The sequence below is a fragment of the Nitrobacter hamburgensis X14 genome, assembly GCF_000013885.1.
Classification (GTDB): Bacteria; Pseudomonadota; Alphaproteobacteria; order Rhizobiales; family Xanthobacteraceae; genus Nitrobacter; species Nitrobacter hamburgensis.
Window position 1 is genome coordinate 1,710,374 of record NC_007964.1, and the last position, 25,372, is coordinate 1,735,745.

The following is a 25,372-nucleotide window of genomic DNA, read 5'->3' on the forward strand; positions in this document are numbered from 1 at the left end:
CGTGATTACGCGCCCTTGGCGGCGACCAACTCGTCGATGCGCGCGCTGAGGTTTTTCAGGACGAAGTATTGCTCGGTGGTCGCCTTGCCGTCGTTGACCTCCTGAGTCCACTTCTCCAGCGGCAGCTTGATCCCGAACGCCTTGTCGATTGCAAAAGCGATGTCGAGGAAATCCAGGCTGTCTATCCCCAAATCATCAATGGCATGGCTCTCGGGTGTGATCGTATCGCGTGGGATGTCGCAGGTTTCCGCGATAATGGTGGCGACCCGATCGAATGTGGAGGACATCTTTAAGCCTTTGATATATTGAAGATAAATGTCGTATCGGCGTTCGACGGCGGCGCCGCCTCCGCAACGGCCGGCCCATCGTGCGGAGTCGAGTGCCCGTATATCGGAGCGCTGTCCCGAGTTCAATGGCACCGGGCGCTCCGCAAAGCCGTATTCCGCAGCCGAATCAGCGCGCTTGCTATCTTTTGCAGCCCTATCTTGGGGGCGTTGCGCTATGTGTGCAATCCTGAAGCCCCCGTCAGGGCGTGCGTAAATCGGCGATGCTCATGGCCAGCCACAGCCCGACGGCGATCAATGCGATCGTGAAGGCGAATGCGGCCGCATTTGCGAGCATCCGGTGGAGGAAGTCGTCCTGGTCGCGGGCAGGTCGGTGACGCGATGGATGGTCGGCTTGGTCCGGGGAGCCGGCGTTAGCGGCATTTGCCGAGGGCCGTTGTTCGGGCGTTCTTGCAGGCCGGCGCGGCCGGAACTGGAGCACGACGTGCTCTTCCTCCGAGGTTTTGGGTCGCTGTATTCCCATGGGTGCAGGTCCGCGGGTATCAGGTCTGCAAGCTCCGGCGTGGATTTTATCACGCTGCGCGCGATCCTCACACAGAAAGTCGTCATGACGGCGTACAAAAATTCAGGGCACCGCCGGCCTCGCCGTCCGGCGGTGCCCTGTTCGATCCACATGCGGGTCATAAAGGAAGCCGGTTGGCCTGAAAGCAGAAGCTAGCGCAACGGCTTCTTCAGAAGCGAGAAACGGTCGGGATCGAGGCCCAGCGACGGCTGCAGCATCGGCGCGTTCAATGTGTGTACAACCGGCCTTTCCATGAAGCCGGGGTCGTTGGGCGCGTCGCGATGCGAGGTCGCCCCGCGCCAGCGCTCGAGAACGGCGTCGACGAACTGCATGTCGTGGCCGCGGCTGGCGGACGGTGCCGTCGAGATCGTGGCTTCGCTGCGCGGCAACTGGTGGGCCGGGACTTCCTTGAAGCGCAGCCGGGTGGGAAGCGCGACGCCTTCGCCGAAGGCCAGCACCTCGCGGGTTCCGAGCGAAGGCACGAACGAGAGCAGGTTCGCTGCCGCATCCGAGACCGCCGAGCGGAGCAACGCCTGGTCGCGGTCGTTGGCGAGGCGCATCGTGAACAGCGTGTTGCATTGGGAAATGATGGTGGCGTCGAGTTCGGCCGGGCGCTGCGTCACGAGGCCAAGATAGACTCCGTACTTGCGGCCTTCCTTGGCGATGCGGGAAATCGCCTTGCGGGTCGGGCCGAAGCCGATATTGCGGTCGGCGGACGCATAGCGGTGGGCTTCCTCGCAGACGAACAGCAGCGGCGAGACGCCGTCGCTCCACAGCCCGAAGTCGAACGCCATGCGGCAGAGAACCGACACCACGGAATCGACGACCTCCGCGGGAAATCCCGCAAGCTGCATGATGGTCATCGGCCTGCCGTTGGCGGGCAGGCGAAACAACAGGCTGACGACTTCGGCCATGGTATCGCCGCCGACGTTCGCATTGTCGAACATGAAGGCGTAGCGGGGATCGTTCCGTACGGTTTCGATGCGCGAGATCAGCTTGTGGTAGACGATGCGCGAGGAGCGGTTTTCCAGCCTGCCCATGCGCTCGTCGATCAGCGAGATCATGTCGACCAGGCGATAGGGCACCGGCGTGTCGGCGGTGAAGCCGACTCTCTTGGGATCGATGCGCTTGAGGCCGACACGGTCGGCGTGCTGATATTGCGTATAGACACCCTTCGCAATCGGGATCACCTCGGCGAGGATGTCGAGCTCCTCCGGCACGCCGGGCCGCCCTGCGAACAGAACGTCGACGATTTCCTCGAAGTTGAACAGCCAGAACGGCAGTTTCAGGTTGCGGGGGTTGAGCACGAGGGCGCGCTCGCCGAAACACCGGCCGTACTCGTTGTGCACGTCGAGCAGGAAGATGCGGAGATTGGGCCGCGATTTCAGGATTTCGTTGATGAGCAGCGAAACGCCGCTCGACTTGCCGACGCCGGTTGAGCCGAGCACGGCGAAGTGCTTGCTGAGCATTTCCTCGATGTCGACATAGGCTGTGACGGACTGATCCTGCTGCAGCGTGCCGACATCGATCTGATCCGATCCGCTGGGTGCGTAGATGGTGCGGAGTTCCTGGTTGGTGACCAGCTCCGCCGGGTCGTCGATCGCCGGATAGTTGGTGACGCCGCGCTGGAAACGGAGGCGGGGACCGGAGCTGTCGAGGATTTCGCCAAGCAGATCGACCGAGGCGCTCGCCATGAACTCATCCGAGGATGGCAGATGTTCACAGGAGACCTCCGTGATCATCGCGACGATCGTGGAGGCCACGCTGCGCAGGCTGACGAACCGGCCGACGGTGGCGCGCGCGGCCGCCGACGACATGCAGCCGGTCTTCAGAATGCCGACCCGTGCCTGCGATCCGCGTACGGAGATCACGCGTCCGAAGGAATTGGCGGAAATCGAATGAAGCATTTTGCTGATCACATTTCTTGTGCAGTTCTGCTGCCCGACTATCGCATGTGGTTATTGCAAAAACTGTTAAGCCAGACGGTATCAGGATCGTGGCACGACAGGTCTGCCATGCGCGGTGCGCGGCTGCATTGCTGCCGCCTCCATGTCTCGCGTTGTTTTTATGGAAGAATGCTGGAGGGCGCGGAGCTGGCTGGCCGCCACCCCGCCACCGGGTTTAAAGGTTTCATTTACCTTAACGGTAGCGTCGAAAAAGCCAGGGGACCGGAGCCGCCGTGATGCCGCGGCCGGGATCGCCGGCGACCGCATCGGCCGTCGCAATCCTGATATATCGATTTGTAAGTAGAACTGGCTGGGGAACTAGGATTCGAACCTAGACAAACAGAGTCAGAGTCTGTTGTGCTACCGTTACACCATTCCCCAAGTTTAATTCAGCTTTTGCAATACGTTATGGAACGCTGGCTGAGTTGCGACGGCATCGCCGGCAAACGTGGGTTCTTCTACTCGTTCGCTCCCTGTTTTGGCAAGCGCGCGGGCGAGGCGGGGGTGAATTTCGTTCGGGCCGGATCCGGGGGGACGGAGGCCTTGGCTTGCGGTATCAAGCGCGCGCTATTCGGCCGCTTCCTTGACCGAGGCGTTGCCTGACAGGTCGCGATCGCCGCCGGCGTTGCCCGCGCGCCCCAAGCCGGACAGCCAGTTGGAGAACTGGTCGAGGTAGAGATAGACCACCGGCGTGGTGAACAGCGTCAGCGCCTGACTGACCAGCAGTCCGCCGACCATGGCGTAGCCGAGCGGCTGGCGGATTTCCGCGCCGGTGCCGGTGCCCAGCATCAGCGGCACCCCGCCGAGCATCGCGGCCATGGTCGTCATCATGATCGGCCGGAAGCGGAGCAGGGCGGCCTTGCGGATGGATTCCTCCGGCGACAGATGCTCCTCGCGCTCGGCCGCGATCGCGAAGTCGACCATCATGATGCCGTTCTTCTTGACGATACCGATCAGCAGGATGATGCCGATCAGCGCGATCAGGCTGAAGTCGTAGCCGAACAGCATCAGTGTCGCGAGAGCGCCGACACCGGCCGACGGCAGCGTCGACAGGATCGTGATCGGGTGGATGTAGCTCTCGTAGAGGATGCCGAGGATCAGGTACACCACGACCAGCGCGGCCAGGATCAACAGCGGCACGGTGCCGAGCGACTGCTGGAACGCCTGCGCGGTGCCCTGGAAGCTGCCATTGAGCGTGGCCGGCGTGCCGAGCTCTCGCATGGCGCTCTGTATGGCGTCGGTGGCTTGTCCCAGCGCCACGTTTTGCGCGAGGTTGAAACTGATGGTGATGGCGGGAAACTGGCCCTGATGGCTGATCGACAGCGGCCTCACCGGCACCGTCGTCCACTTGGCGAAGACTGAAAGCGGGACCTGTTCGCCGGTAAGCGGCGACTTGACGTAGATATTGTCCAGCGTGTCGACCTTGCCCTGCAACTCGGGAAGAATTTCCAGGATCACGTGATAGCTGTTGAGCTGCGTGAAGTACTGCGCGACCTGGCGTTGGCCGAAGGCGTCGTAAAGCGTGTCGTCGATGAGCTGCGGCGCGATGCCGTAACGGGATGCGGCGTCGCGGTCGATCGTCAGCGTCAGCGTGGTGCCGCGGGTCTGCTGGTCGGTGGCGACGTCGCGCAACTGGGGCAGCGTGGTCAGCTTTTCCAGGACTTTCGGTGCCCAGCTATTCAATTCGTCGAGATTGGCATCCTGAAGCGTATATTCGAACTGCGTGCGGGTGGCGCGGCCGCCGAGTCGGACGTCCTGCGACGCCTGAAGAAACTGCCGCGCGCCTTCGACCTTGTCGAGCCTGGGTCGCAGCCGCGCGATGATCTGCTGCGCCGATGCGTCGCGCTCCTCGCGTGGTTTCAGCGTGACATACATGCGGCCGTTGTTGAGAGCGCTGCCGCCGCCGCCGATGAACATGGCGATGCTGGCGACGCCGGGATCGGCCATCACGATTTGCCCCAGCTCCTCCTGCTTCTTCTTCATCTCGTCGAAGGAGATGTCCTGCGCCGCCTCGGAGGTGCCGAGGATCATGCCGTTGTCCTGCTGCGGGAAGAATCCCTTCGGGATGATGACGAACAGATAGACCGACAGGCCGAGGGTCAGGAAAAACACCAGAAGCGTGGTCCGCCGCCAGCGCAGGACCAGATCGAGTCCGCGGCGATAGGCGTCGAGCATGGCATTGAAGCCGCGTTCGCTGACCTGATAGAGCTTACCATGCCGGACGTTGTGTTGATTTCGCAGGAAACGCGACGCCATCATCGGAGTCAGTGTCAGGGACACGACGAGCGACACGAAGATCGCCATCGCCAGCGTGACCGCGAATTCGCGGAACAGGCGTCCGATGATGCCGCCCATCAGCAGCAGCGGGATCAGCACCGCGACCAGCGAAATGCTGATCGACATGATGGTGAAGCCGATCTCGCTCGCGCCTTTCAGCGCCGCCGCCATCGGCGTTTCCCCCTGTTCGATGTAGCGGCTGATGTTTTCCAGCATGACGATGGCGTCGTCGACGACAAAGCCGACCGAAATCGTCAGCGCCATCAGCGAGAGATTGTCGAGCGAATAGCCGAACGGCCACATCAGGGCGCAGGCGCCGAGCAGCGCCAGCGGAACGGTGACGCTCGGGATGATGGTCGCCCAGAAGCTGCGCAAGAACAGAAAGATCACCATCACGACGAGGACAATGGTGATGAGCAGGGTGAACTGAACGTCATCGACCGCGGCGCGAATGGTGGTGGTGCGGTCGCTGATGATCTTGATCTTGATCGCGGGCGGGATCGCCGCGATCAATTTTGGCAGCTCTGCCTTGATCCGATCGACCGTGTCGATGACGTTGGCGCCGGGTTGCTTGAAAATGACGAGGAACACGCCGCGCTCGCCGTTCGCCCAGGCCGCCCGCTTGTTGTCCTCGGGGCCTGATACGGCCCGGCCGATGTCGCGGATGCGCAACGGCCCGCCGTTGCGATAGGCGATGACGACGTCGTTCCAGTCTTTCGACGCGGTCAACTGGTCGTTGGCATAGATGGTGTAGCTGCGCGTTCCCCCGTCGATGCTGCCTTTCGGGTTATTGACCGTCGTCAGGGTGATCTGGCTGCGGATGTCCTCCAGCGACAATCTCTTGGCCACGAGCTTGGCCGGATCGATCTGGATGCGGATAGCGGGCTTCTGCTGGCCGCCGACGAAGACCTGGGCGACGCCGGCAATCTGGCTGATCTGCTGCGCCATCTGGGCGTCGGTATCGTCGCTCACCGTCGTCAAGGGCAGGGTATCGGACGTTGCGGACAGCAGCATGATCGGCGAGTCGGCCGGATTGACCTTACGATAGGTCGGCGGACTCGGAAGGTTCTTCGGCAACTGGCCGCCCGCGGCGTTGATCGCGCCCTGAATGTCGTTGGCCGCGCCGTCGATGTTGCGGTTGAGGTCGAACTGGATCGTGATCGCGGTCGATCCGATCGAACTGGTCGACGTCATCTGCGCGATGCCGGGGATCTGCGCCATTTGCCGCTCAAGCGGCTGCGCTACCGACGACGCCATGGTTTCGGGGCTTGCGCCGGGCAGGGTAGCGGAGACCTGAATGGTCGGAAAATCGACCTGCGGCAGCGGCGCGACCGGGAGCAGCGGAAATGCCACCAGGCCGACAAACAGAATGCCCGCCATCAGCAACGAGGTTGCGATGGGATAGCGAATAAACGGCGCAGAAATGCTCTCGTTCATCCTAGTGGGCCTTGCCAGCAGCCTTGCCCTCAGAGGGCTCGGAGTCCGCGACTGTGGTGGTCACGACCGACCCCGGCTGAACCCGGTATTGTCCAGCGACTATAACATGGTCTCCGGGGGTCAGCCCGTCCTCGATGACGGTTTGGCCATCGATCGACGGCCCGACCCTGATGTTGCGAAGCTCGGCCTTGTTGTCCTGATTGACGGCGTAGGCATAGAGTCCGTCGGTTCCGTGCTTGACGGCGTCGTCGGGGGCCACGACGGCATTCCTCCGGGTGGACACCAGCAACCGCGTCGCGACCGACTGCCCGGGCCACAGGACGTGATCCTTGTTCTCGAAGATCGCCTTGAGGCGGATGGTGCCGCTCGTGGTGTCGACCTGATTGTTGATCAGCGCCAGCGTTCCCTCGGACAGGATCCGCTTGCCGTCGGTGGAGTACGCGATCGTCTTTGGCGGCCCGGCGGCGAGGGCGTCCTTGATCTGCGGCAGTTGCTCTTCCGGCGCGGTGAAAATCACCGCGATCGGTTCGATCTGCGCGATGGTGACGATGCCGGTCTGCGTCGAGGCGTTGACGATGTTGCCCTGATCGACCTGACGGAAGCCGGTGACGCCCGCGATAGGCGCGCGGATGTTGGTGTAGTCGAGCTGGGTTTGCGCGTTGGAAATCGTGGCTTCGTCCGCCGCGATCTGCGCGGTGAGTTGCTGCACCGTGGATCGCTGGGTGTCGGTCTGCTGCCGCGTCGCGAATTCGCCGAGCTGGGTATAGCGCCGCAAGTCGAGGTTGGCATTGGCCAGATTGGCTTCATCCTGCGCCTTTTTGGCCTTGGCCTGATCGAGCGCCGCCTGGAATGGCCGCGGATCGATATGGGCGAGCAGGTCGCCGCTCTGGACCAGTTGGCCCTCCTTGAAGACGATCCGGTCGATCTGGCCATCGACACGGGTCCGCACCACGACGGTGTTGAAACCCTGAACTGTCCCGAGTCCGGTCAGATAGATCGGGAAATTGCTCTTCTTCACGGTTGCGATCTGGACCGGGACCGGGCTGTCCGTTGCGGCGTCGGCTCGATCCGCGCCGTTATGCTCTTTCGCGCTGTGCTGCCAAAGCGCGTAACCGCCCGCAAGGGCGATCACCGCGACGAGGGATGCCCAACCGAGAGTTCGCAACCGGGACATGGTGGCTCGAAGCATTGAAAAATCGGGACTTCAAAATTGTCCGGGTAGCCGTAGATATATGCGTGCATATTATGTGTAAACACACTATCTTTTGAGAATCCTAAACAATCGGAAAGTTTTGGGACCGATGTCTCTCGATCTCAAACGCCAGTTCGTCGCGCAATTGGTCGAAAGCTCGCGTCTGCTCCGCAACTATATCGACCAGCGCGCCAAGGGACGCGGGACCACGCGGGCCCAGTGGATTGTCCTGTTCCGGCTCCGTCAGCAGGAAGGTTTATCGCAGGTCGATCTGGCTGAAGTCCTGGAGTTGCAGCCGATTTCGCTGGTGCGGCTGCTCGACCGGCTCGTCGACCAGGGCCTTCTGGAACGGCACCCCGATCCGCGGGACCGCCGGGCCAATCGTTTGTTTCTGACCGAGGCGGGTCGTCGGTTCGTCGACGATCTGGACAGCCTGCGCGACTCCATTGCCGCGGATGTCTTGCAGGGAATGCCGGCGAGCACGGTCGAAACGAGTCTTGAGGCTCTCCACGACATCAAGCGTCATATCAAGAGCGCCTCCGAAAACAGGAGCGCCTCCGACAATCCGGACGATGTTGCGATCAAATAGCGGTTGCTCGCGATACGTCGCGCGCTCACGCGTCGCTCCCAAAAATCAGATTGTCACCGGAGATTGCTTCTTCCATATCACCTTCAGCGCAAAATGTTGCGTGCAGTGCGCGCAAAAGGGAGCCAACGATGGACGAGCTGAACGGCCGGATGATGGCCTGTCAGATCATGATTACGGGTTTGATCGCACGCGTGGCCAACAGCTCTCCGGACCCGCTTCGGTTTCTCACCGATTTCCGTGACGAGATCAAAGCCGTGGTGCGGCAGGTGAATATCGCCGGGACGGACGACACGGATCGCATACGAAGCGTCGCACAAAAGACGGTCGACGAAATGCTTTCGCTGATGAAACCACCGAGCGCCGATTGATGCTTTGCCGCGCAGTAATTTAGAATCGTTTTAAAAACAGGGCCGCGAACGGATTGACCGCAAGCTCTTCAAAACCTGATCCGGTCCAGGTGATTTTAAGAATGCTCATGATTTAGATAGATTCAAAAAAGGTGACATCACAGTTTCGCCTAAACACATTGACCCTCAAAATCTTGATCGGTACTGCTCCCCACGTGGCAAATAGGCGCAGCGTCAATTGCGCATATTGATCTATTTCTTGATTGGGGATTGGGGACGCTTCATGAGCAATGCAAGGATGCCGCGGTCGTTGCGGACGATCGCGGTGGCCGATTCGATCGGCAAGCCGTCGTTGGAAATCAGCTCCGTCGGCAAAGTCTCCACCGTTGCAGGGCTCATCGCGGTTGCCTCTTTCTCCGCCGCCGAAGCGCAGCAATCCAACCTCCCGCCGGTAACGATCGATGCCCCGGTCGTTCGCCCGCATCATGCCAGGTCGAAGCCCACGGCGGATCATGTCCGGGCGCGCACGGCATTGCGCCGCGCCGCGCGCCGCGCTCAGCCGGCGCAGGTCGCGCCGGTGCCGTTTCCCAATGCCGGCAACCTCGCGGCGGATCGCAACCCATACGCGGACGCCGCCGCGCCCTACAAGGTCGATCACTTGCAGGCGTCCGGCAAGTTTCCGGAGCCGCTGCTGAACACGCCGAAGACGGTCACGGTGCTCAGCAAGGACGTGCTCGCGGACAAGGGCGCCACCTTGCTCAAGGATGTGGCGCGCACCACGGCTGGCGTCACCCTCGGCACCGGCGAGGGGGGCAACGCCTTCGGCGATCGCTTCTTCATTCGCGGCTTCGATGCGCGCAACGACGTTTTCATCGACGGTGTTCGCGACCCCGGCGTCAGTGTCCGCGAGAACTTCTTTACCGAGCAGGTGGAAATCCTGCGTGGGCCGGGCTCGTCGTTCGCTGGCCGCGGTACCACCGGTGGCGCGATCAATATCGTGACCAAGCAGGCCACCACCGAAGGCAATTTTTACAACATGGATACGATGTTCGGCACCGACCAGACCAAGCGGGTGGTGCTCGACGTCAATCAGGTCATCAGTCCGACATTGGCCGTTCGCGCCGGCGGCCTGTTTCAGGACGCCAACGTCGCAGGCCGGAACTACATCACCGACGACCGCGGCGGCGGTTTCCTGGCCGTGACCTGGAAGCCGGTCGATGCCATCAAGGTGCAGGCCAACTATATCCACACCGACCTGCATGGCCTTCCCGACTTTGGCGTGCCGTATTTCCGGCCGAATAGTGCACTTGTGGGAGGGTTCTACAATTCAACCGCCGGCGGTCCGTTCCCGCAATTCGGCCTCAATCGCAACACCTGGTATGGCTTCCTCAATCGCGACTTCCAGTCCTACAGACAGGACATCGGCACGCTGAACCTGGAAGCGCACATCACGCCCGACCTCATGGTCACCAACAAGACCCGCGTGCAGCATTCCATTCTAAGTTATATCGGAACGCTGCCGGAACGCCCGGTCGTGACCGATCCGAACCCTGCTAACTGGACGCTCAGCGCCAATCCGCAGAGCCGCTTTCAGCCGACCAACGTCTTCGCCAACCAGACCGAGGCGACCTACAAATTCGGCACCGGCCCGTGGCGCCACACCGCACTCGCGGGCGTGGAAATCTCGGCCGAGAGATCCAGTATCGACAAGTATTCGGGGTTGAGTTCCGAACAATTGCCCGGCGGCTTGAGCGGTACCGGCTCGGTTCCAGGCGTCAACATTTTCAACCCGCAATTCACCAACGCGTCGTTCCCGGAGCCGTCGCTCGCTGGGCTGCCGACCAAAATCAATATCGACACCAAGAGCGTCTACCTGCTCGATACCGCCAACTACAACGACTTCATCATCCTCAACGGTGGCATCCGCTACGACGACTACCACGTCAACACCAGCGGCTACGGCACGGTGAATGGTGTGTCGAACGTGTTCGGCACCCAGTCGCTGGATTCAGGTCTGACCAACTACAATCTCGGTGCGGTGGTAAAACCGCTGCCTAATGTCAGCCTCTATGCTGCCTATGCGACGTCGTCCAATCCGGTCGGCGCCGAATTCGACGGCACCAGCGCTCAATACGGCGGGCTCGCGCCGATCCTCAACGGCAACTCCAGTCAGATATTCGGGCCGGAAAAGAACCGCGCTGCCGAAGTCGGCACCAAGTGGGAACTGTTCGATCGTCATCTTCTGCTCCAGGCGTCGCTGTTCCAGACCTGGAAGGACAACGCGCGCGAATCGCAGAACATCGCAAATGGGGGGGCGGCGACGCCAACCTGTCCCTATCCCGCCGGATCCAGCGGTACGGTGTCCTGCATCACCGCGGGCGCAGCCTATTGGATTCGCGGTATCGACATTGAGGCTGCCGGCAAGATCACCGACAAGTGGAGCGTGTTTGGCGGCATCGTCCTGATGCAGTCGGAAGTAACGAAGTCGCTGGTCCCGTCGGCGCAGCCGCTGCTTTATGCGAGCAATGTCGGCCTGCCGCTTGCCAATATCGCGCATCAGTCCTTCAACGTACTCACCAAGTACCAGCTTACCGATGTCTGGGAAATCGGCGGGCAGGCGACCTACCGCTCGCAGATCTACGGCGGCACCTTCCTTGCCGCCAACCAGGGCACTTCGCTGCCTGACTACTGGCGTTTCGATGCGTTCGTCGAAGCCAAGGTCAACAAGAACTGGCAGGTGAAGCTCGCGGTGAACAACATCACCAATAAGCTCTACTACGACGCCTTGTATCAGAGTGCGACGCCGTTCGTGTTCGTCGCGCCGGGCCGCGTCGCTTACTTGACGCTGTCCGCTCGTTACTGATCGCGATCCATGTTCGGGGATGCGGATACATGCTGACTTGCGTCCCCGGCGTATTGGAAAAGGATGACGTGGCGGATTTCCGCCGCATCATGGACGCGGCCGAATGGGAGGATGGCCGCTCCACGGCCGGCGCCCAGTCGGCGCTGGTCAAGAGGAATGAGCAGCTGCCGCCGGACGGCGACCTGGCGCGAACGCTCGGCAACCGGATCATTTCGGCGCTGACGGCGAATCCGCGGTTCATCTCGGCTGCGATCCCGCTGCAGATTTTTCCGCCGCTGTTCAATCGTTACGTCGCGTCCGACGGGCATCATTTCGGCGTTCACGTCGATAATGCCGTGCGCGGCGATCGCATGACCGGACTGCGAATCCGCACCGATCTGTCGGTAACGTTGTTTTTATCGGAGCCGGACGATTATGACGGCGGCGATCTGGTAGTTGAAGACAACTACGGCTCGCATGAGGTCAAGCTGCCGGCCGGAGACCTTGTTCTTTATCCTGCGTCCAGTTTGCATCTGGTAACGCCGGTGACGCGCGGCACCCGCGTAGCATCTTTTTTCTGGCTCCAGAGCATGGTACGGGATGACCACGCGCGCAGCATGATTTTCGATCTCGATACGGCGATTCAGAGCCTTGTCGAACGTCTTGGGCGCGATGACCCTGAAACGGTCAAATTGACAGGCATCTATCACAATCTCATTCGTTATTGGGCCGAGGTATGAGCGCGGCGATGTTTAGAACGCTTCTAATAAGTATGCCGATGGCCGTCGCGTTGGCGCTGGCGTCGCTCGCAGGGCCTGTAGCTGCACAGCAGAGCAGGACCACCGCACCGCCGCCGTCCGCCGCACAGCAGTTGCCGTCGCCGTCAGCGCCGGCCGTCTCACCGGCTCAGGCATCCACATCAGCCCCCCCCGCGATATCGCAACAGCAGCCTGCCGCCGATTCCGCGCCCGCTTCCCCCGGCGCATTGCAACAGCCTGCCGCCGCCGCACCTGTTTCGAGCGCCGACGCCACCAATCTGCTGAAACCGGAGCCGACGACGCTTCACGACTTGTCGCCGTGGTCGATGTTTCTGACAGCAGATATCCTGGTCAAGTTTGTGATGATCGGTCTCGCGTTTGCCTCGCTGGTGACCTGGACCATCTGTATCGCGAAAATGATCGAGCTGTCGCTCGCGCAACGCGCGCTGCGGGCGGCGCTGACGACAATCAGCGAGTCGCGCTCGCTCGCGGAAGCGCAGATGGCGCTCGGCGCCAAGGACGGCGTGCTGGCATCGTTGCTGGCGGCGGCGATGCGCGAGGCGCGGTTGTCGGCCGGAATCTCCAGCGACGCCGGCATCAAGGAGCGAGCCGCGTCGAACTTTGCCGAAATCGTCCGCGCGGAATCGCGTCGCATTCGGCTCGGCATGGGTCTGCTTGCGACCATCGGCGCGACGTCCCCTTTCGTCGGCCTGTTCGGCACGGTCTGGGGCATCATGAACAGCTTTATCGGGATTTCGAAGGCGCAGACCACCAATCTCGCGGTGGTGGCGCCCGGCATCGCCGAAGCCTTGCTCGCGACCGCGCTTGGCCTCGTCGCGGCGATCCCGGCGGTCATCATCTACAATCACTTCGCCCGCGTGACGAAGGGCTACACTGAATTGGTCGGCCGCGCGTCCGGGGCGGCAGGCCGACTGCTGTCGCGCGATCTTGATCGCACTCATGTCAGTTCCATTGGCGAAGCGCGTTCGCGCGCGGCGGAGTAGACGATGGGCGCGTCGATTGCAGAAGGCGGTTTTGACGACGACGAGGAATACGCCGAAGCGCATGAAATCAACGTCACGCCGTTCATTGACGTTATTCTTGTCCTCCTGATCATCTTCATGGTGGCAGCGCCGCTGTCGACCGTCGATCTGCCGGTCAATCTGCCGACGTCGAGTGCGACGCCGCAAAAGAAGCCGGACAAGCCGACCTATGTCAGCATCAAGGCCGATCTTGCGATTGCGATCGGCGAAAACCTGGTCAAGCGCGTCGATCTGGTCCGGACGCTCGACACCACGCCGAACATGACCAAGGACAGCTTCATCTTTCTACGCGCGGATCGCGCTGTGCCTTACGGCGACCTGATGGACGTGCTGGAGATCCTGCACGCAGGCGGCTACGCGAAAATCAAGCTGGTGGCGCTCGAGGGCGTTCCGGACGCCCAGTCCGTTCCCGCCACAGACAACGCAAGGCTTTGAACCATGTCTGAGACCATCGCCGAGTCACTGCCGTCCCGTCGGCTCTGGGGTTTCGCGGCGGCCGCGGCGATCGCGATCCATCTCGGTTGCGTGGCGCTGGCGATGGCTCACATGCAGAGCGACGAGTCGGATGAGGATCTCGGCGCACCGGCAATCGAGGTCGGACTCGATCTGTCCTCGCCGCATCGCGAGGCGACCGACCTGCCGCCCGGACCGGACACCGACGCCTCAGTCGCCTCGCCGGCGCTTGCCGAGCAGAAGGCGGTCGTAAAGGAAACCGATCTGCCCAAGGATACGCCGACCGAGACCGAGGATCCGGATCGGATCGTCACCGAGAACGAGTCGAAGAAGCCGGTGGATGACGATCCCGAGAAGGCGGCCGTGCAGACATCGGCGTCGCAGGAATCGGTGGCTGCCGAGGCGACCGCGATGCCGAGCGTCGAACATGCACCGGAATCGGAGCGTTCGGTCGCGCCGCAGCAGGGCACCGGCGCGAGCGCCCGCCGCATCCGCGCGACCTGGCAGAAGGAATTGGTCGCGCATCTCGACAAGCACAAGCGCTATCCGTCCGAACGTTCGCTCAAGAGCGCGGAGATTCTCGTTAATTTCGTGCTCGACCGCCTCGGCCATGTCGTTTCGGCCACCGTCGTGAAGGGATCGGGAGATCCGATCTTCGACAAGGCCGCACTCGCCATGGTGCACCGGTCCGATCCGGTGCCGCCGCCGCCGCCGCTGGTAGCGGACGAGGGATTGAGCTTTACCCTGCCGGTAGTCTTCCGGGTGAAGGGCAAGGGCTGACGTCGTCGTCGCGCACGCCGTTGTCCCGGCTGGCCGGACGGCGATGCACCGCCGCCGTCATTGCAGAAGAAAATAGCGGATACCGACGTAAATCATGGTGAGGCAGATGAAGATCAACGCGACCGGCAGGCGCGGCCTCGCAGTCGTCCCGGAATTTACGGCCTGCGGCGGTTGCGGTTCGGGGCGTCTGAAGGCGGTGACATTATCGAGTTCTACGATCGGGTCTTTCGGCATCGACCTGATGTCCGGCGGCGTTCCGGTGCCACCCATCTCCGCATAGTAATCCTTGTATATCAGACCGATCGCGGCCTCGCTCGCCTCGGTCTCCGGCATCGTTTCGAGAAAGCCCCTGTACCTCGAAAGGAAAGTCAGGGCTTCGTCGGGTAGCGACGATGCGCCATTCAGCTTCGCCATCATCTTCCAGGTCGCGAAGTCGGCGCGTGCCTTGGTGTCGGCACGCCTTGCAATCATTTTGTCCTGTGCTTTGATCAACTGACTACGCCCCTTGCAACGTCTTTATCATACGTTTTTATCATAGATTGCCGGTGACCAGCAGCAGAAGCTGTATCACAAAACCGGTGACTGTTCTCACGATGGTGGAGATCACGTCAAGATTGAGACCGAGCTGGCTGCCGAGCATCGGTAGCAGCAGGAGGACGCCGACGAGGATCAGCAGTCCGTAGGGTTCCAGACGGGAGAGCGGGACCGCCAGACCATTCGGCAGCAGGCCGACCGCGACCCGTCCGCCGTCCAATGGCGGGATCGGCAGCATGTTGAACACCGCAAGAATGACATTGATGATCAGCGCGTTCTTCAGGTTGTCGGCGACCCATTGCACGCTGTTGTCCGGGATCAGGCCGAGCCCGTGAAATGCCAGTGCCGCGAGCAGTGCCAGCAAAATATTGGTGACGGGTCCGGCGAGCGCCACCCAGACCATGTCGATGCGGGGATGGCTCAAATTTCGGAAGTTCACCGGCACAGGTTTTGCGTAGCCGAACAGGAACGGCGCGTGCGTCAGCAGCAGAATCCCCGGCAATATCACCGTGCCGAAGGGATCGATATGCTTGAGCGGATTGAAGCTGACGCGGCCGAGTTGCCAGGCGGTGTTGTCGCCCAGCCGATGCGCGACGAATCCGTGCGCGGCTTCATGAAAGGTGATCGCGATGACGAGCGGCAGCACCCAGACCGACAGCGTGTAGAGTGAAATGCCCGACAATCGGCGGCCTCGTGCTTTCAACGGATACGAGACCCTTACCACAGGTCGCCGCGGCGATGACAGAGGGGCAGGGGCGGTCGGCCTGCCCGGAATGGCCATTTCGACGGTCAGAATCGGACCCGCCAGCGCCGCCCGGCCGGCCGGCTAGGCGTCTTTCAGATAATAGTTCGCCCGCTTGCCGAGTGCGATGCGACGCAGGATTCGCCGCATCGTCATTGAGCCGCGCAACGGCCGGAGCGCCGTCGTCACCGTACGATAGAACGCCAGCTTGAGCGCATCGAACGCGGGCTGCGCGCCCGGCGGCTTCTGCGGCCAGCCGAGGCGGCGCAGCATGGAATTGAAGAAGTGCAGATCGTTGACGCGGCGAACCTCCCGCGTCTTCCAGGTGATGGCCAACGAGATCGAGTGCGACCCGGCGGTACGCACCCAATGCGGCCACTGGTAAGGCACAAAGCAGCCGTCGCCGCCGAACATGTGGAATTCGGTGCCGCGGCCCGCGAAACTATCGTCGAATTTCAGATTGCGATGTTTTGTCATTGCACGCTCGATCGCGTCATCGGATACGAGACTGCGATCACTGTTGTCGTAAACCGTGAAGAATTTTTCGCCGTGGATCTGGACGAAGAAGTTGTCCTCGCTGTCGAGATGGAACGGCGTGGTGGAATTCGGCGAGGACACGAACAGAAAGCCCTCGATCTGCTCGAAGCCAGCGTCGCGCAGGTTAGTGAAGCCGCGGGCGCGCGCGACCGAAAGCAGCGCATCCTCCATCAGGCGGCGATACTCCGGCGAGTTCTCCACGTGTTTCAGTACCATCCAGGCGCCGGCGGTCTCGATCCGCTCCACCACCTCGACCGGATCGAGGTCGACCGTCGGGATCGCATCGGGGTCCTGGCTGATTGCGACCTTGCCGGAATTGTACTCGATCAGGTCGCGCGGCAACTCGGCAGCCAACTGCGCGATGCGCGGCAGTGTCAGCAGCGGATGCCCCGCAAGCTTGTGCTGGATCGCGAACGGCTTGAGCGGGAAGTCTCGCCGAAGCACATCGTTGGCCGCGGCGATGACCGGCGCCGGTTCAGAGGCGTTCATGCATTTCTCTCCCGGCGTTTGCGGATAACATGAACGGCGCGGTGCACGGCTACGCGCGCTAGCCGGCGCAGCGCGACCGCCGCCCTTGCAAGTGGAATGGCAGGGTCGCGGCGTCGAAGCGGGATCAGCACATCGCCGATCGCAAGCCGACCGCGCCAGATCGGGTCGATCATCGGATGACCCGGGTTTGCCGTGGAATCCGCCAGTGTAATCGCCGGGTCGGCGCAGAGGTGCCGCGTGAGATCGAGCGTCAACTGCACACCGGGTGAAAACTTCGCGAAATTTTCGTCGACGCCGAGCTTGAAATAGAACGCGCGGTCTTGATGACGCAACACGATAGCCGCCGCCACCGGGGTCGGGCCTGCGCGCAGGGTTACGATTTCGCACTGATCTCGTTCGGCAAGCGCCGGCGCCGCGCGGCGGATGAAGGCTGCATCGCCGCCATGCTGGAGCAATGCGGTCCCACACCGCGCCTTCCAGCCACTGGCTTCCAGCGCAAGGAAGGTTTCGAGCGCTTGTGCAACATCGCCGGGAGCACGCGCGACCTGAAACGAAACCTCGCCATGGTCCGCAAGCCGATTGCGCTGGCGGCGCAACTCCTTGAGCTTCTTGACGCCGAGCGCATCCCGCAGCAGTTCATCCGGCTCGCGTGTTGCGTCGAGGCAGGCCCGCACATGGCCATGCAGCGTATGCGGCCTGATGCCGTCATGTTCAAGCGCTGCTGTGAGGGCCTTCATGGCCGCGCCGTCGAGCGCGACGTTGCGCAGGATCAGCGCGCGTTGGCCGATGGCGCGTGCCTCGCGCAGCAGCGTCGTCGCGGCTTCATTGGCGAGGCCGCGGTCGAGCAGCGGAGTGCAGAGGGTTCCATAGGGATCGGCGCTGACCAGAACGGGCAACGGAAGTCGGTAGGCTCTCCAGGCGGAGATCACGGGGATGAGGCCGATGAGAGCGCCGGCACCGGACGCCGCGGATGAGCCGTCATGCGCCGTCAGCGCGGATGCATCGGTCCGGTCGCGCGCCGATGCGTCGAGCGGAAGCTGCCAGTCGGCGAGGTGGTAGGCGTTCGGCTCGACAGCGCGGTCGGCAAGCGTTCGCCATTGGTCGATGTCGATTGAGGCGAGTGCCGCGGCCCCGCGGCGTGTTGCGCTCCGGGGCGGGCGCGCCGCGAACTCGCTCATCGATGGACGACGAACCGGAGCCCAATTGACCATATCGACCATGTCCCCAATCCCCATTTGCGACGGATTACGAGGTCACAGGCGCGCAGTCACGCGCTGCCGCCACGTTGCTCGCGGCAGACGCTATTTGCAACATTCGAAGATAACGTTGGTTCCGACACCAAATATACGCATCGGCATTAACCGCGCGTTCACCGTAGCGAGCGAGCCGGACTGACTGTTCAGCCGCGCCGCCGGGCCGGTAGCCGAGCAGTTCGGTTTTCATGCTTGATCAAAAGGTTAAGGCCAGAGTCTGATTCAACGCAGTTGAATCAGACTCTGGAGCCTTTTCGCTTCTGATGGAATCAGAAGCGCGCTCCATGATTTTGATCTGACGCGTTTTCTTCACGCGAACCGGTATCCATCCCCGGGTCAGCCCCGAGGACATGCTTCGCTCGAAAACGTTCTGGTGGAGTGAATTTGACATTCGCTACCCACTTCGCAGCAAACCCGTCAAGCGAATGTCAAACTCAAAACTCCACTAGAAACCTATAGTTGGTAGTGGTCCTTTGATTCTAACATTTGCAGGGCTCCGGTCGCATCGGCGATCGGGACGACTTGATGCAATCGTCAAAATCCTGCAAGCCGGATCATCTTCGTAAATCGGTTGCCGGCCGGACGATGTTTCGACCCTCAACCATCGAGCGGCCCGGTGCCGGCAGGGAGGAGTTTTGATGAAGGTTCTACGCCCGGCCATGCTGATAGCGGCCCTGTTGTCGGGGCCGGCCTTTGCTCAGTCGCCGCATATCAATCTGCTTACCGACGGACCTGGCAAGACGCAGGAAGAGGTCGAGAAACAGCAGGCGATCGAAAAGGCCTACAAGGACACGCTGCGGAAGATTCCCGACGCTGCGGTAGCCAACGATCCCTGGGGCAGCGTGCGAAACGAGGACCAGCCCAGGGCCAGCGCCAAACACAAAACAAAGTCCAGGGTGGGGGCCGCAGGCGGCGCGGCAAATTAGAGCGTTTTCGAGCGAAGCATGCCCCAGGGCTTGACCCGGGGATGGATACCGGTTCGCGTGAAGAAAACGCGTCAAATCAAAATCATGGAGCCCGCTTCTGATTCATCAGAAGCGGAAAGGCTCAGGGATGGATTTGACCCGCGACCAACCCGGCCGCGAGTTCGCGATGCGAATGTCAGATCCAAAACTCATGCAAGCTTAGCGAAACCTGACACCGATCCGCTTTTCCTTGCGCCAGATCACGCGACATTGGTGTCGTTTATGGTCGGCCGGCATGAGAAGCGTGAACTCGTCCGGGATGCCGACCGGACTGGCAACGTCCAGCGCCGCGCCGTCCTGCGACAGGTTACGGACGGTACAGTCGATCGCGCCGCCGTGGACCTCAATGGTCCCGGCCTTCAGAACACGGCTCCGCGCCGTCATCCGTTTTTCAGTCATCCGAGTATGCCGCGTTCGACCGTGACGACCCTCGAAACAACAACGTCACCCGAGCGGAATATGATCGCCGGGTGACGTTGTGCATAGACTGGGCAGTGCAATCCCCCAGCTCATTCTCTGTCGTCGCAATGCGCGAAAGGTTCAAACTGTATTTTTGACGGAAACAGGTGAAACCTTCTTCATTCTGACTAGAGTACGGGTGAAACCTACTACCAGGTGATCCAGATCGCGTAGGGGATTGCCCGGCAGGCCCGCCGCCCCGGAGTGATCGCGGGACACAGGACCATGGCGCAATGTCGCCTGCCACCGGCCGGCTGATCCGATAGCCGGGGCGGGAAAGCCCGTCCGAAAGTTTTGATTAAGATTCAGCGCTCATTCTCCGCAAAGTTGTTTTGCGTATCGGGAGAAATGTCATGCTGACCACCGAACCTGGTTTAGCCCGGAATTTCCTCAATATTGCGTTCGCTGGCTTTGGCGTGCTCGTCGCGGTGCTGATTGGGGTGGCGCTGGCCTGAAACACCTGCAAGATACTCACGGCCAGCCAAGGGCAGGAAACATTTGTCCGGGACGCCGCAGCTCAATCGACTGGAGCGACCGACGTGGGTAACAGCAGCGGCTTGGATAAGGGATTGTTGGCCCTGATCCAGAACGTTTTGGGGACGCGCCATAACGCGCCGCCTCAGCCCGAACTGCCGCAAGGCGGCGATCCGTCCGCTCCATTGGAATCGCTCGGGGCCGAAACCAGGCCAACGCCGGATGGGGGCGATGGTGTGGCTGAAGAAGCCGTCGCCGCGACGCTGCCGGATCAACCGGCGGAGAGCTATGATCGCCGCAAAACAGCGGACGAACTGGCGGGCATCATCCTGAAAGCACTGCAAACGCTCGACGGCGCGCCGGTCCGTGGATTCGTGGTGACCGTCTACGGCGGAAATCCATGGAACGCGATGCTGACGATCAAGCCGGAGGCCGGGCCAATCGCCGATCCAGACTTGTGGCGCTCGCGCGTCCGGGACATGGCTGCGCGGTTACGTCAGGATTTCGACCTAGTGGAGACGTGACGGCCGTCCGGTTAAGGCCGCGACCAATAGCCGTCAATCGCGTGGGCCAGGAAAATGCCGGCGCTCATAATTCCAAAAACGGCGGTGATTGTTTCCAGCATCGTACTCATTCCTGCTACCCAGCGCCTGCCAGCAAAGGCAAATCGCCTTGCACAGTCAAAAGGATTCTGGCCGCGCGTCCGACTCCGCCCCGCGCTGATGATTTCTGGCAACACCGCAGTTGACTGGTTTGGGACCGACCCGACTCGTCGTCCTGCCGCGCCGGTGATCATGTTCTTCACGTACGCTGGAGAACTCGGATCCGAAGCACGCCCGTCACCGTCGTCTCCTGCGTCGGACGGATGCCGAGGACCGCCTTCATCAAATCCAGCACCGCGTCATGGCCGAGCTTTGCCAGCATCATCGAATGATCGAAGCGGAGCGCCGTTAGGGCCCGGCGGCATTTAAGAATCAGAAGTGTGAAACGTCGCACTTGTGGTCGGAGCAGGAGTTGTTGCCAGCATCATTGAATAAGGGCCGGGAATTGCGAATACCCAGTGGCGGATAGAGGACCTTTCGCTATTTGCTACTCACTACTCGCTTTTCAGAAGCTGTTTCGACGCATTTTAGGGCTGACGTGACGCTTTGCGTTCGCTATAGAGGCACCCGCTAGGAGTGTAGCTCAATTGGTAGAGCACCGGTCTCCAAAACCGGGGGTCGCAGGTTCGAGCCCTGCCACTCCTGCCAGTTAATCCGTTGAAATACCCGTGCTTTGCGACCGTTATCCCAAGCGCGCCGCGAGCCATACCCTTGACCTTTCCGGCTGCCGGCAGTAGATAACCGCACCTGCTGTCGGCCCGCTTTGACGGACATCCGACGCGGCCTTGAATTTCCCGGACAATTGAGCCCGCTTGGCGGCTCTGCCCTCGAACAGAGGGTTGGGCGCTCGAGAGGGGTGTCCGGATCTCCGAAATCAGACCGGCACAAGACGAACGCGGATTATCAACGATGGCTTTCAGCCCGTTCAAATTCTTGCAGGAAGTGCGCACGGAGACCGCCAAGGTCACCTGGCCGTCCCGTCGCGAGACCACGGTCACGACGATCATGGTGTTCGTGATGGTGGCGCTGGCGTCGCTCTTCTTCTTCTTCACGGATCAGATTATCCGCATTTTCATCACGTTCGTGCTCGGCCTTCATTAACGACACGAACGACACGCGCACGGAACTGAACAATGAGCATGCGCTGGTACATCGTCCACGCCTATTCGAACTTCGAAAAGAAGGTGCTGGAATCGATCCGCGAGCAGGCCAAGCAGCGGGGGCTCGAGGATCTCTTCGAGCAGGTGCTGGTGCCGACCGAGAAAGTCACCGAAATCAGGCGCGGCCGCAAGGTCGATGCCGAGCGCAAGTTTTTCCCGGGTTACGTTCTGGTGAAGATGAACCTCACCGACGAGGCGTTCCATCTCATCAAGAACACTCCGAAAGTCACGGGCTTCCTCGGCGCCGAGAACAAGCCGATGCCGATTTCGGAAGCCGAGGCCATGCGCATCCTGCACCAGGTGCAGGAAGGTGTGGAGCGGCCCAAGGCGTCGGTGTCGTTCGAGATCGGCGAGAACGTCCGTGTGGCCGACGGCCCGTTCGCGTCGTTCTCCGGCGTGGTGGAAGAAATCGACGAGGCGCGCTCGCGCGTGAAGGTCGCGGTGTCGATCTTCGGCCGTGCAACGCCGGTCGAACTGGAGTTCGGTCAGGTCGAGAAGGTGTAAGCTCGTCATGCCCGGCTTGACCCGGGCATCCACGACTTCCTTAATCTATTGACCAGACAAGACGTGGATGGCCGGGACCAGCCCGGCCATGACGTGTGGAGAGAAATCTCCGAAGACCCGTGGGAGGAGACGGTCGGTCGCCAGCCGCCTGTCGAACCGCACCACGGTCCCTGAAGGTCCGGATGGTCCGGCCATTGAAGGAGTAACGCATGGCAAAGAAAGTGACCGGATACCTGAAATTGCAGGTGCCGGCCGGTGCGGCGAACCCGTCGCCACCGATCGGTCCCGCGCTCGGTCAGCGCGGTCTCAACATTATGGAATTCTGCAAGGCGTTCAATGCCCAGACGCAGAAGGAAGAAAAGAACACCCCTATCCCGGTGGTGATCACGATCTATGCCGATCGATCCTTCACCTTCGAGATGAAGACCCCGCCGATGGCCTACTTCCTCAAGCAGGCGGCGAAGATCCAGTCCGGATCGAAGGCGCCGGGCCGTGATTCCGCTGGCCAGGTGACCAAGGCGCAGGTGCGCGAGATCGCCGAGAAGAAGATGAAGGACCTCAATTGCGACACCGTCGAAGCGGCCATGAGCATGGTCGAGGGGTCTGCCCGCTCGATGGGCCTTCAGGTGGCGGAGTAACGAGCAATGGCAATCGGAAAACGTTTGAAGAAAGCCCGCGAAGGCATTGATCGGGAAAAACTTTACCCTATCGCTGAAGCGATCAAACTGATCAAGGACCGCGCCACGTCGAAATTCGACGAGACCATCGAGATCGCGATGAATCTCGGCGTCGATCCGCGTCATGCCGACCAGATGGTGCGCGGCGTTGTCACCCTGCCGAACGGCACCGGCCGCACACTGCGCGTCGGCGTGTTCGCGCGCGGCGCCAAGGCCGAGGAAGCCAAGGCTGCGGGCGCCGACGTCGTCGGCGCGGAAGATCTGGTCGAGACGGTGCAGGGCGGCACGATCGCTTTCGATCGCTGTATCGCCACGCCGGACATGATGCCGCTGGTCGGCCGTTTGGGTAAGGTGCTCGGTCCGCGCGGTATGATGCCGAACCCGAAAATCGGCACGGTGACCATGGATGTCGCCGGTGCCGTGAAGGGCGCCAAGGGCGGGTCGGTCGAATTCCGCGTCGAGAAGGCCGGCATCGTGCAGGCCGGTATCGGCAAGGCCTCGTTCTCGGAAGAGAAACTCGTCGAGAACGTCAAGGCGTTGGCGGACGCGGTGGCGAAGGCGAAGCCCGCCGGCGCGAAGGGCACCTACATCCAGCGCATTGCGGTGTCCTCGAGCATGGGACCGGGCGTCAAGGTCGAGCCGGGAACCGTGCTCGGCTGAGGCCGGAAATCACTGCGACAAACGAAGATGGCGGGATCGGGATGTCCGATCCCGCCTTTTTTAGTTGTCCGGAGGCGAGGCTCGCGAGACGTGCATTTCGCTTCGGAGTTTTCGGCGCGTGCCCCTCACTCTCCGGTATCGATCAGACGCGCGGCCCAATGCTGGCCGGAAATTTGCATAATTTAGGTCTTGGCAACGTACCAAAGACTCGCTAAACACCGGGCTCCAGATGTGCTGGCGGTTGCTGGCACGTCTGTGTTCGCATTCCTGAACCCCGCTTTGCTAGGAGGCCATTCCTTTCCTGTCATCCGCATGGATTGCTCGAAAGGAAGGCCGCCGACGTTTGCCGGGTGGGTGCGGACAGGGATCCCGACGGACCATTGAAGGTTTGCCGGCGATTTCGATCCTGTCCGAGACTGCAGGCGCCCGCGGCGAACGCAAGTTTGTCCAACGGCTTAATCGCATGGCCTGCATAGACGGGTGAAGACCGGATTTTGCTTTATCGCCGCCGCGAGCGGTGGTGGCGAATTGGTTCGAACCTCGACACCCCGTGCTATCCGGCCGCCAGGCCGTCAGGCTCGGGAGGGCAGGCTACTGAATTGTCGTCGCGCCCGGCGTGTCTTGAGGCAGGTGTCTTGGGATCAGGTTTTGGGCGGGACGATGGGTGTAACCCGGCGGTCCTTGCCTCGCGCACAGACCGCCAACCGGAGAGAGCTTGCTGTGGAACGAGCGGCAAAAAAAGAGGCGGTCGAGGCGCTGAACGAGGTCTTCAAGACCACGGGCGTTGCGGTCGTTGCTCATTATTCCGGCCTCACCGTGGCCCAGATGCAGAAGCTGCGCATGCAGATGAAGCAGGCGGGCGCGTCGGTGAAGGTCTCGAAGAACCGTCTCGCCAAAATTGCTCTTGAAGGCACAGACGTCGTTGCCATCGGCTCCCTGCTGAAGGGGCCGACCGTGATCGCGACTTCCAACGATCCGGTGGCGGCGCCGAAGGTTGCCGTCGAATTCGCCAAGACGAACGAAAGCTTCGTCATTCTCGGCGGCTCGATGGGTAAAACCGTCCTGAACGTCGACAGCGTCAAGGCACTCGCCTCGTTGCCGTCACTCGATGAACTGCGCGGCAAGCTCGTCGGCCTCCTTGTGGCGCCGGCGACCAAGATCGCTCAGCTCTCGACCGCGCCTGCGGCCAAGCTCGCACGCGTCGTTCAGGCCTATGCCTCAAAGAGCGAAGCGGCGTGAGGCCCTTCGCGCATCAAACCTGGTTCGAACCAAAGCGTTTAAGGAAACAGATCAATGGCTGACTTGCAGAAAATCGTCGACGACCTTTCCGCCCTGACCGTGCTTGAGGCGGCCGAGCTTGCCAAGCTGCTTGAAGAGAAGTGGGGCGTGTCGGCTGCGGCGGCGGTTGCCGTGGCGGCGGCGCCGGGCGCTGGTGCGGCCGCGGCGGCCGAAGAGCAGACCGAGTTCACCGTCGTTCTGGCTGCTGCCGGCGACAAGAAGATCGAGGTTATCAAGGAAGTCCGTGCGATCACGGGCCTCGGCCTCAAGGAAGCCAAGGATCTCGTCGAGGGCGCGCCCAAGCCTGTCAAGGAAGGCGTGAACAAGGACGAGGCCGAGAAGCTCAAGGCTCAGCTCGAGAAGGCTGGCGCCAAGGTTGAGCTCAAGTAACCGCAGGTGACGTGAGCGAAATCCGGGTTTTCTTCGTCAGGTTTGGCGAACGCAAGCCGAAACCCGGAGGTCACCTCACCGAAGACGTCATGGCCGGGTCGAGCCCGGCCATGACGGAGATGATGAGGGTGAATGGGA

General features: G+C 61.7%; 28 protein-coding genes and 2 tRNA genes. 18 read left to right on the forward strand and 12 right to left on the reverse strand.

Annotated features, from left to right (window positions below; all coding sequences use genetic code 11):
• Nucleotides 1-5: 5 nt before the first annotated feature.
• The 3 genes from NHAM_RS07700 to NHAM_RS07710 all read right to left on the reverse strand — a co-directional run bounded on the left by NHAM_RS07700 (nt 6) and on the right by NHAM_RS07710 (nt 2,540).
• On the reverse strand, nt 6-287 hold the full coding sequence (locus tag NHAM_RS07700; protein WP_011510017.1) for an acyl carrier protein: 282 nt from the start codon (nt 285-287) through the stop codon (nt 6-8).
• A gap of 238 nt (nt 288-525) precedes the next feature.
• Nucleotides 526-765 carry a hypothetical protein gene (locus NHAM_RS07705; RefSeq protein ID WP_245270028.1) on the reverse strand — a complete coding sequence of 80 codons (240 nt, stop codon included), beginning with the start codon at nt 763-765 and terminating at the stop codon, nt 526-528.
• Nucleotides 766-998: 233 nt separating this feature from the next.
• Nucleotides 999-2,540 (reverse strand): ATP-binding protein, encoded by a 1,542-nt coding sequence (locus NHAM_RS07710; RefSeq protein ID WP_245270029.1) that lies wholly within the window; start codon nt 2,538-2,540, stop codon nt 999-1,001.
• Nucleotides 2,541-2,580: 40 nt separating this feature from the next.
• Between NHAM_RS07710 and NHAM_RS28075 the strand changes: the two genes are divergently transcribed.
• The gene (locus NHAM_RS28075; protein ID WP_245270030.1) at nt 2,581-2,748 is read left to right on the forward strand and encodes a hypothetical protein; all 168 of its coding nucleotides are present in this window, start codon (nt 2,581-2,583) and stop codon (nt 2,746-2,748) included.
• Entirely contained in the window at nt 2,745-3,029 is a 285-nt protein-coding gene (locus NHAM_RS26550; RefSeq protein ID WP_157043558.1) for a hypothetical protein, read from the forward strand. The genes NHAM_RS28075 and NHAM_RS26550 overlap by 4 nt, the downstream gene beginning before the upstream one ends.
• A 70-nt stretch (nt 3,030-3,099) precedes the next feature.
• Here NHAM_RS26550 and NHAM_RS07715 read toward each other — a convergent pair.
• The 3 genes from NHAM_RS07715 to NHAM_RS07730 form a co-directional block, all read right to left on the reverse strand.
• Nucleotides 3,100-3,173: transfer RNA gene (locus tag NHAM_RS07715), tRNA-Gln, on the reverse strand.
• Between the two features lie 186 nt (nt 3,174-3,359).
• Nucleotides 3,360-6,506, reverse strand: coding sequence for a multidrug efflux RND transporter permease subunit (locus NHAM_RS07725; protein ID WP_011510020.1), 3,147 nt, complete (start codon nt 6,504-6,506; stop codon nt 3,360-3,362).
• 1 nt (nt 6,507) lies between these two features.
• Complete coding sequence (locus tag NHAM_RS07730) at nt 6,508-7,680, reverse strand: efflux RND transporter periplasmic adaptor subunit (protein ID WP_041357834.1); 1,173 nt, start codon at nt 7,678-7,680, stop codon at nt 6,508-6,510.
• Between the two features lie 127 nt (nt 7,681-7,807).
• On the opposite strand from NHAM_RS07730, the gene NHAM_RS07735 reads away from it, so the two are divergent.
• The 7 genes from NHAM_RS07735 (at nt 7,808) to NHAM_RS07765 (ending at nt 14,510) form a co-directional block, all read left to right on the forward strand.
• Entirely contained in the window at nt 7,808-8,287 is a 480-nt protein-coding gene (locus NHAM_RS07735; protein WP_011510022.1) for a MarR family winged helix-turn-helix transcriptional regulator, read from the forward strand.
• Nucleotides 8,288-8,415: 128 nt separating this feature from the next.
• The gene (locus NHAM_RS07740) at nt 8,416-8,655 is read left to right on the forward strand and encodes a hypothetical protein (protein ID WP_011510023.1); all 240 of its coding nucleotides are present in this window, start codon (nt 8,416-8,418) and stop codon (nt 8,653-8,655) included.
• A 262-nt stretch (nt 8,656-8,917) separates the two neighbouring features.
• Nucleotides 8,918-11,497, forward strand: a complete 2,580-nt coding sequence (locus tag NHAM_RS07745) for a TonB-dependent receptor (RefSeq protein WP_011510024.1) — start codon at nt 8,918-8,920, stop codon at nt 11,495-11,497.
• Nucleotides 11,498-11,526: 29 nt separating this feature from the next.
• A complete protein-coding gene (locus tag NHAM_RS07750) occupies nt 11,527-12,216 on the forward strand; it encodes a Fe2+-dependent dioxygenase (RefSeq protein ID WP_011510025.1) in 690 nt (229 codons plus the stop codon).
• An 8-nt stretch (nt 12,217-12,224) separates the two neighbouring features.
• The gene (exbB, locus tag NHAM_RS07755) at nt 12,225-13,238 is read left to right on the forward strand and encodes a tonB-system energizer ExbB (protein WP_011510026.1); all 1,014 of its coding nucleotides are present in this window, start codon (nt 12,225-12,227) and stop codon (nt 13,236-13,238) included.
• Nucleotides 13,239-13,241: 3 nt separating this feature from the next.
• Nucleotides 13,242-13,712, forward strand: coding sequence for a TonB system transport protein ExbD (gene exbD, locus NHAM_RS07760; protein ID WP_011510027.1), 471 nt, complete (start codon nt 13,242-13,244; stop codon nt 13,710-13,712).
• 3 nt (nt 13,713-13,715) lie between these two features.
• Nucleotides 13,716-14,510: a TonB family protein gene (locus NHAM_RS07765; RefSeq protein ID WP_011510028.1), complete on the forward strand. Its 795-nt coding sequence runs from the start codon at nt 13,716-13,718 to the stop codon at nt 14,508-14,510.
• Nucleotides 14,511-14,567: 57 nt separating this feature from the next.
• Here the strand turns inward: NHAM_RS07765 and NHAM_RS07770 are convergent, their stop codons facing one another.
• From NHAM_RS07770 to NHAM_RS07785, 4 genes are all read right to left on the reverse strand, one after another.
• Nucleotides 14,568-14,981 carry a hypothetical protein gene (locus NHAM_RS07770; RefSeq protein ID WP_011510029.1) on the reverse strand — a complete coding sequence of 138 codons (414 nt, stop codon included), beginning with the start codon at nt 14,979-14,981 and terminating at the stop codon, nt 14,568-14,570.
• A gap of 61 nt (nt 14,982-15,042) precedes the next feature.
• Nucleotides 15,043-15,726, reverse strand: a complete 684-nt coding sequence (locus NHAM_RS07775; RefSeq protein WP_041357837.1) for a site-2 protease family protein — start codon at nt 15,724-15,726, stop codon at nt 15,043-15,045.
• Nucleotides 15,727-15,870: 144 nt separating this feature from the next.
• Complete coding sequence (locus NHAM_RS07780) at nt 15,871-16,812, reverse strand: JmjC domain-containing protein (RefSeq protein WP_011510031.1); 942 nt, start codon at nt 16,810-16,812, stop codon at nt 15,871-15,873.
• A complete protein-coding gene (locus NHAM_RS07785; RefSeq protein WP_011510032.1) occupies nt 16,809-18,032 on the reverse strand; it encodes a GNAT family N-acetyltransferase in 1,224 nt (407 codons plus the stop codon). Before NHAM_RS07785 ends, NHAM_RS07780 begins: the two co-directional genes overlap by 4 nt.
• 671 nt (nt 18,033-18,703) lie before the next feature.
• Here NHAM_RS07785 and NHAM_RS07790 point away from each other — a divergent pair.
• Nucleotides 18,704-18,991: a hypothetical protein gene (locus tag NHAM_RS07790; RefSeq protein ID WP_011510033.1), complete on the forward strand. Its 288-nt coding sequence runs from the start codon at nt 18,704-18,706 to the stop codon at nt 18,989-18,991.
• Between the two features lie 198 nt (nt 18,992-19,189).
• Here NHAM_RS07790 and NHAM_RS07795 read toward each other — a convergent pair whose 3' ends face one another.
• Entirely contained in the window at nt 19,190-19,429 is a 240-nt protein-coding gene (locus NHAM_RS07795; RefSeq protein WP_011510034.1) for a PilZ domain-containing protein, read from the reverse strand.
• Nucleotides 19,430-20,028: 599 nt separating this feature from the next.
• On the opposite strand from NHAM_RS07795, the gene NHAM_RS07800 reads away from it, so the two are divergent.
• Nucleotides 20,029-20,487 (forward strand): hypothetical protein, encoded by a 459-nt coding sequence (locus tag NHAM_RS07800; RefSeq protein ID WP_011510035.1) that lies wholly within the window; start codon nt 20,029-20,031, stop codon nt 20,485-20,487.
• Between the two features lie 277 nt (nt 20,488-20,764).
• Here the strand turns inward: NHAM_RS07800 and NHAM_RS28845 are convergent, their stop codons facing one another.
• The gene (locus NHAM_RS28845) at nt 20,765-20,890 is read right to left on the reverse strand and encodes a hypothetical protein (RefSeq protein ID WP_283805369.1); all 126 of its coding nucleotides are present in this window, start codon (nt 20,888-20,890) and stop codon (nt 20,765-20,767) included.
• Nucleotides 20,891-21,137: 247 nt separating this feature from the next.
• Here NHAM_RS28845 and NHAM_RS07805 point away from each other — a divergent pair.
• The 7 genes from NHAM_RS07805 (at nt 21,138) to rplL (ending at nt 25,234) form a co-directional block, all read left to right on the forward strand.
• A tRNA-Trp gene (locus tag NHAM_RS07805) sits at nt 21,138-21,213 on the forward strand.
• A gap of 261 nt (nt 21,214-21,474) precedes the next feature.
• Nucleotides 21,475-21,666 carry a preprotein translocase subunit SecE gene (gene secE, locus NHAM_RS07810; protein WP_011510036.1) on the forward strand — a complete coding sequence of 64 codons (192 nt, stop codon included), beginning with the start codon at nt 21,475-21,477 and terminating at the stop codon, nt 21,664-21,666.
• 32 nt (nt 21,667-21,698) lie between these two features.
• Nucleotides 21,699-22,229 carry a transcription termination/antitermination protein NusG gene (gene nusG / locus NHAM_RS07815; protein WP_011510037.1) on the forward strand — a complete coding sequence of 177 codons (531 nt, stop codon included), beginning with the start codon at nt 21,699-21,701 and terminating at the stop codon, nt 22,227-22,229.
• A gap of 209 nt (nt 22,230-22,438) precedes the next feature.
• The gene (rplK, locus tag NHAM_RS07820) at nt 22,439-22,867 is read left to right on the forward strand and encodes a 50S ribosomal protein L11 (protein WP_011510038.1); all 429 of its coding nucleotides are present in this window, start codon (nt 22,439-22,441) and stop codon (nt 22,865-22,867) included.
• 6 nt (nt 22,868-22,873) lie between these two features.
• Nucleotides 22,874-23,566: a 50S ribosomal protein L1 gene (rplA, locus tag NHAM_RS07825; RefSeq protein WP_011510039.1), complete on the forward strand. Its 693-nt coding sequence runs from the start codon at nt 22,874-22,876 to the stop codon at nt 23,564-23,566.
• Nucleotides 23,567-24,286: 720 nt separating this feature from the next.
• Nucleotides 24,287-24,805 (forward strand): 50S ribosomal protein L10, encoded by a 519-nt coding sequence (gene rplJ, locus NHAM_RS07830; RefSeq protein ID WP_011510040.1) that lies wholly within the window; start codon nt 24,287-24,289, stop codon nt 24,803-24,805.
• A gap of 54 nt (nt 24,806-24,859) precedes the next feature.
• Nucleotides 24,860-25,234 carry a 50S ribosomal protein L7/L12 gene (gene rplL, locus NHAM_RS07835; protein WP_011510041.1) on the forward strand — a complete coding sequence of 125 codons (375 nt, stop codon included), beginning with the start codon at nt 24,860-24,862 and terminating at the stop codon, nt 25,232-25,234.
• Nucleotides 25,235-25,372 lie beyond the last annotated feature (138 nt).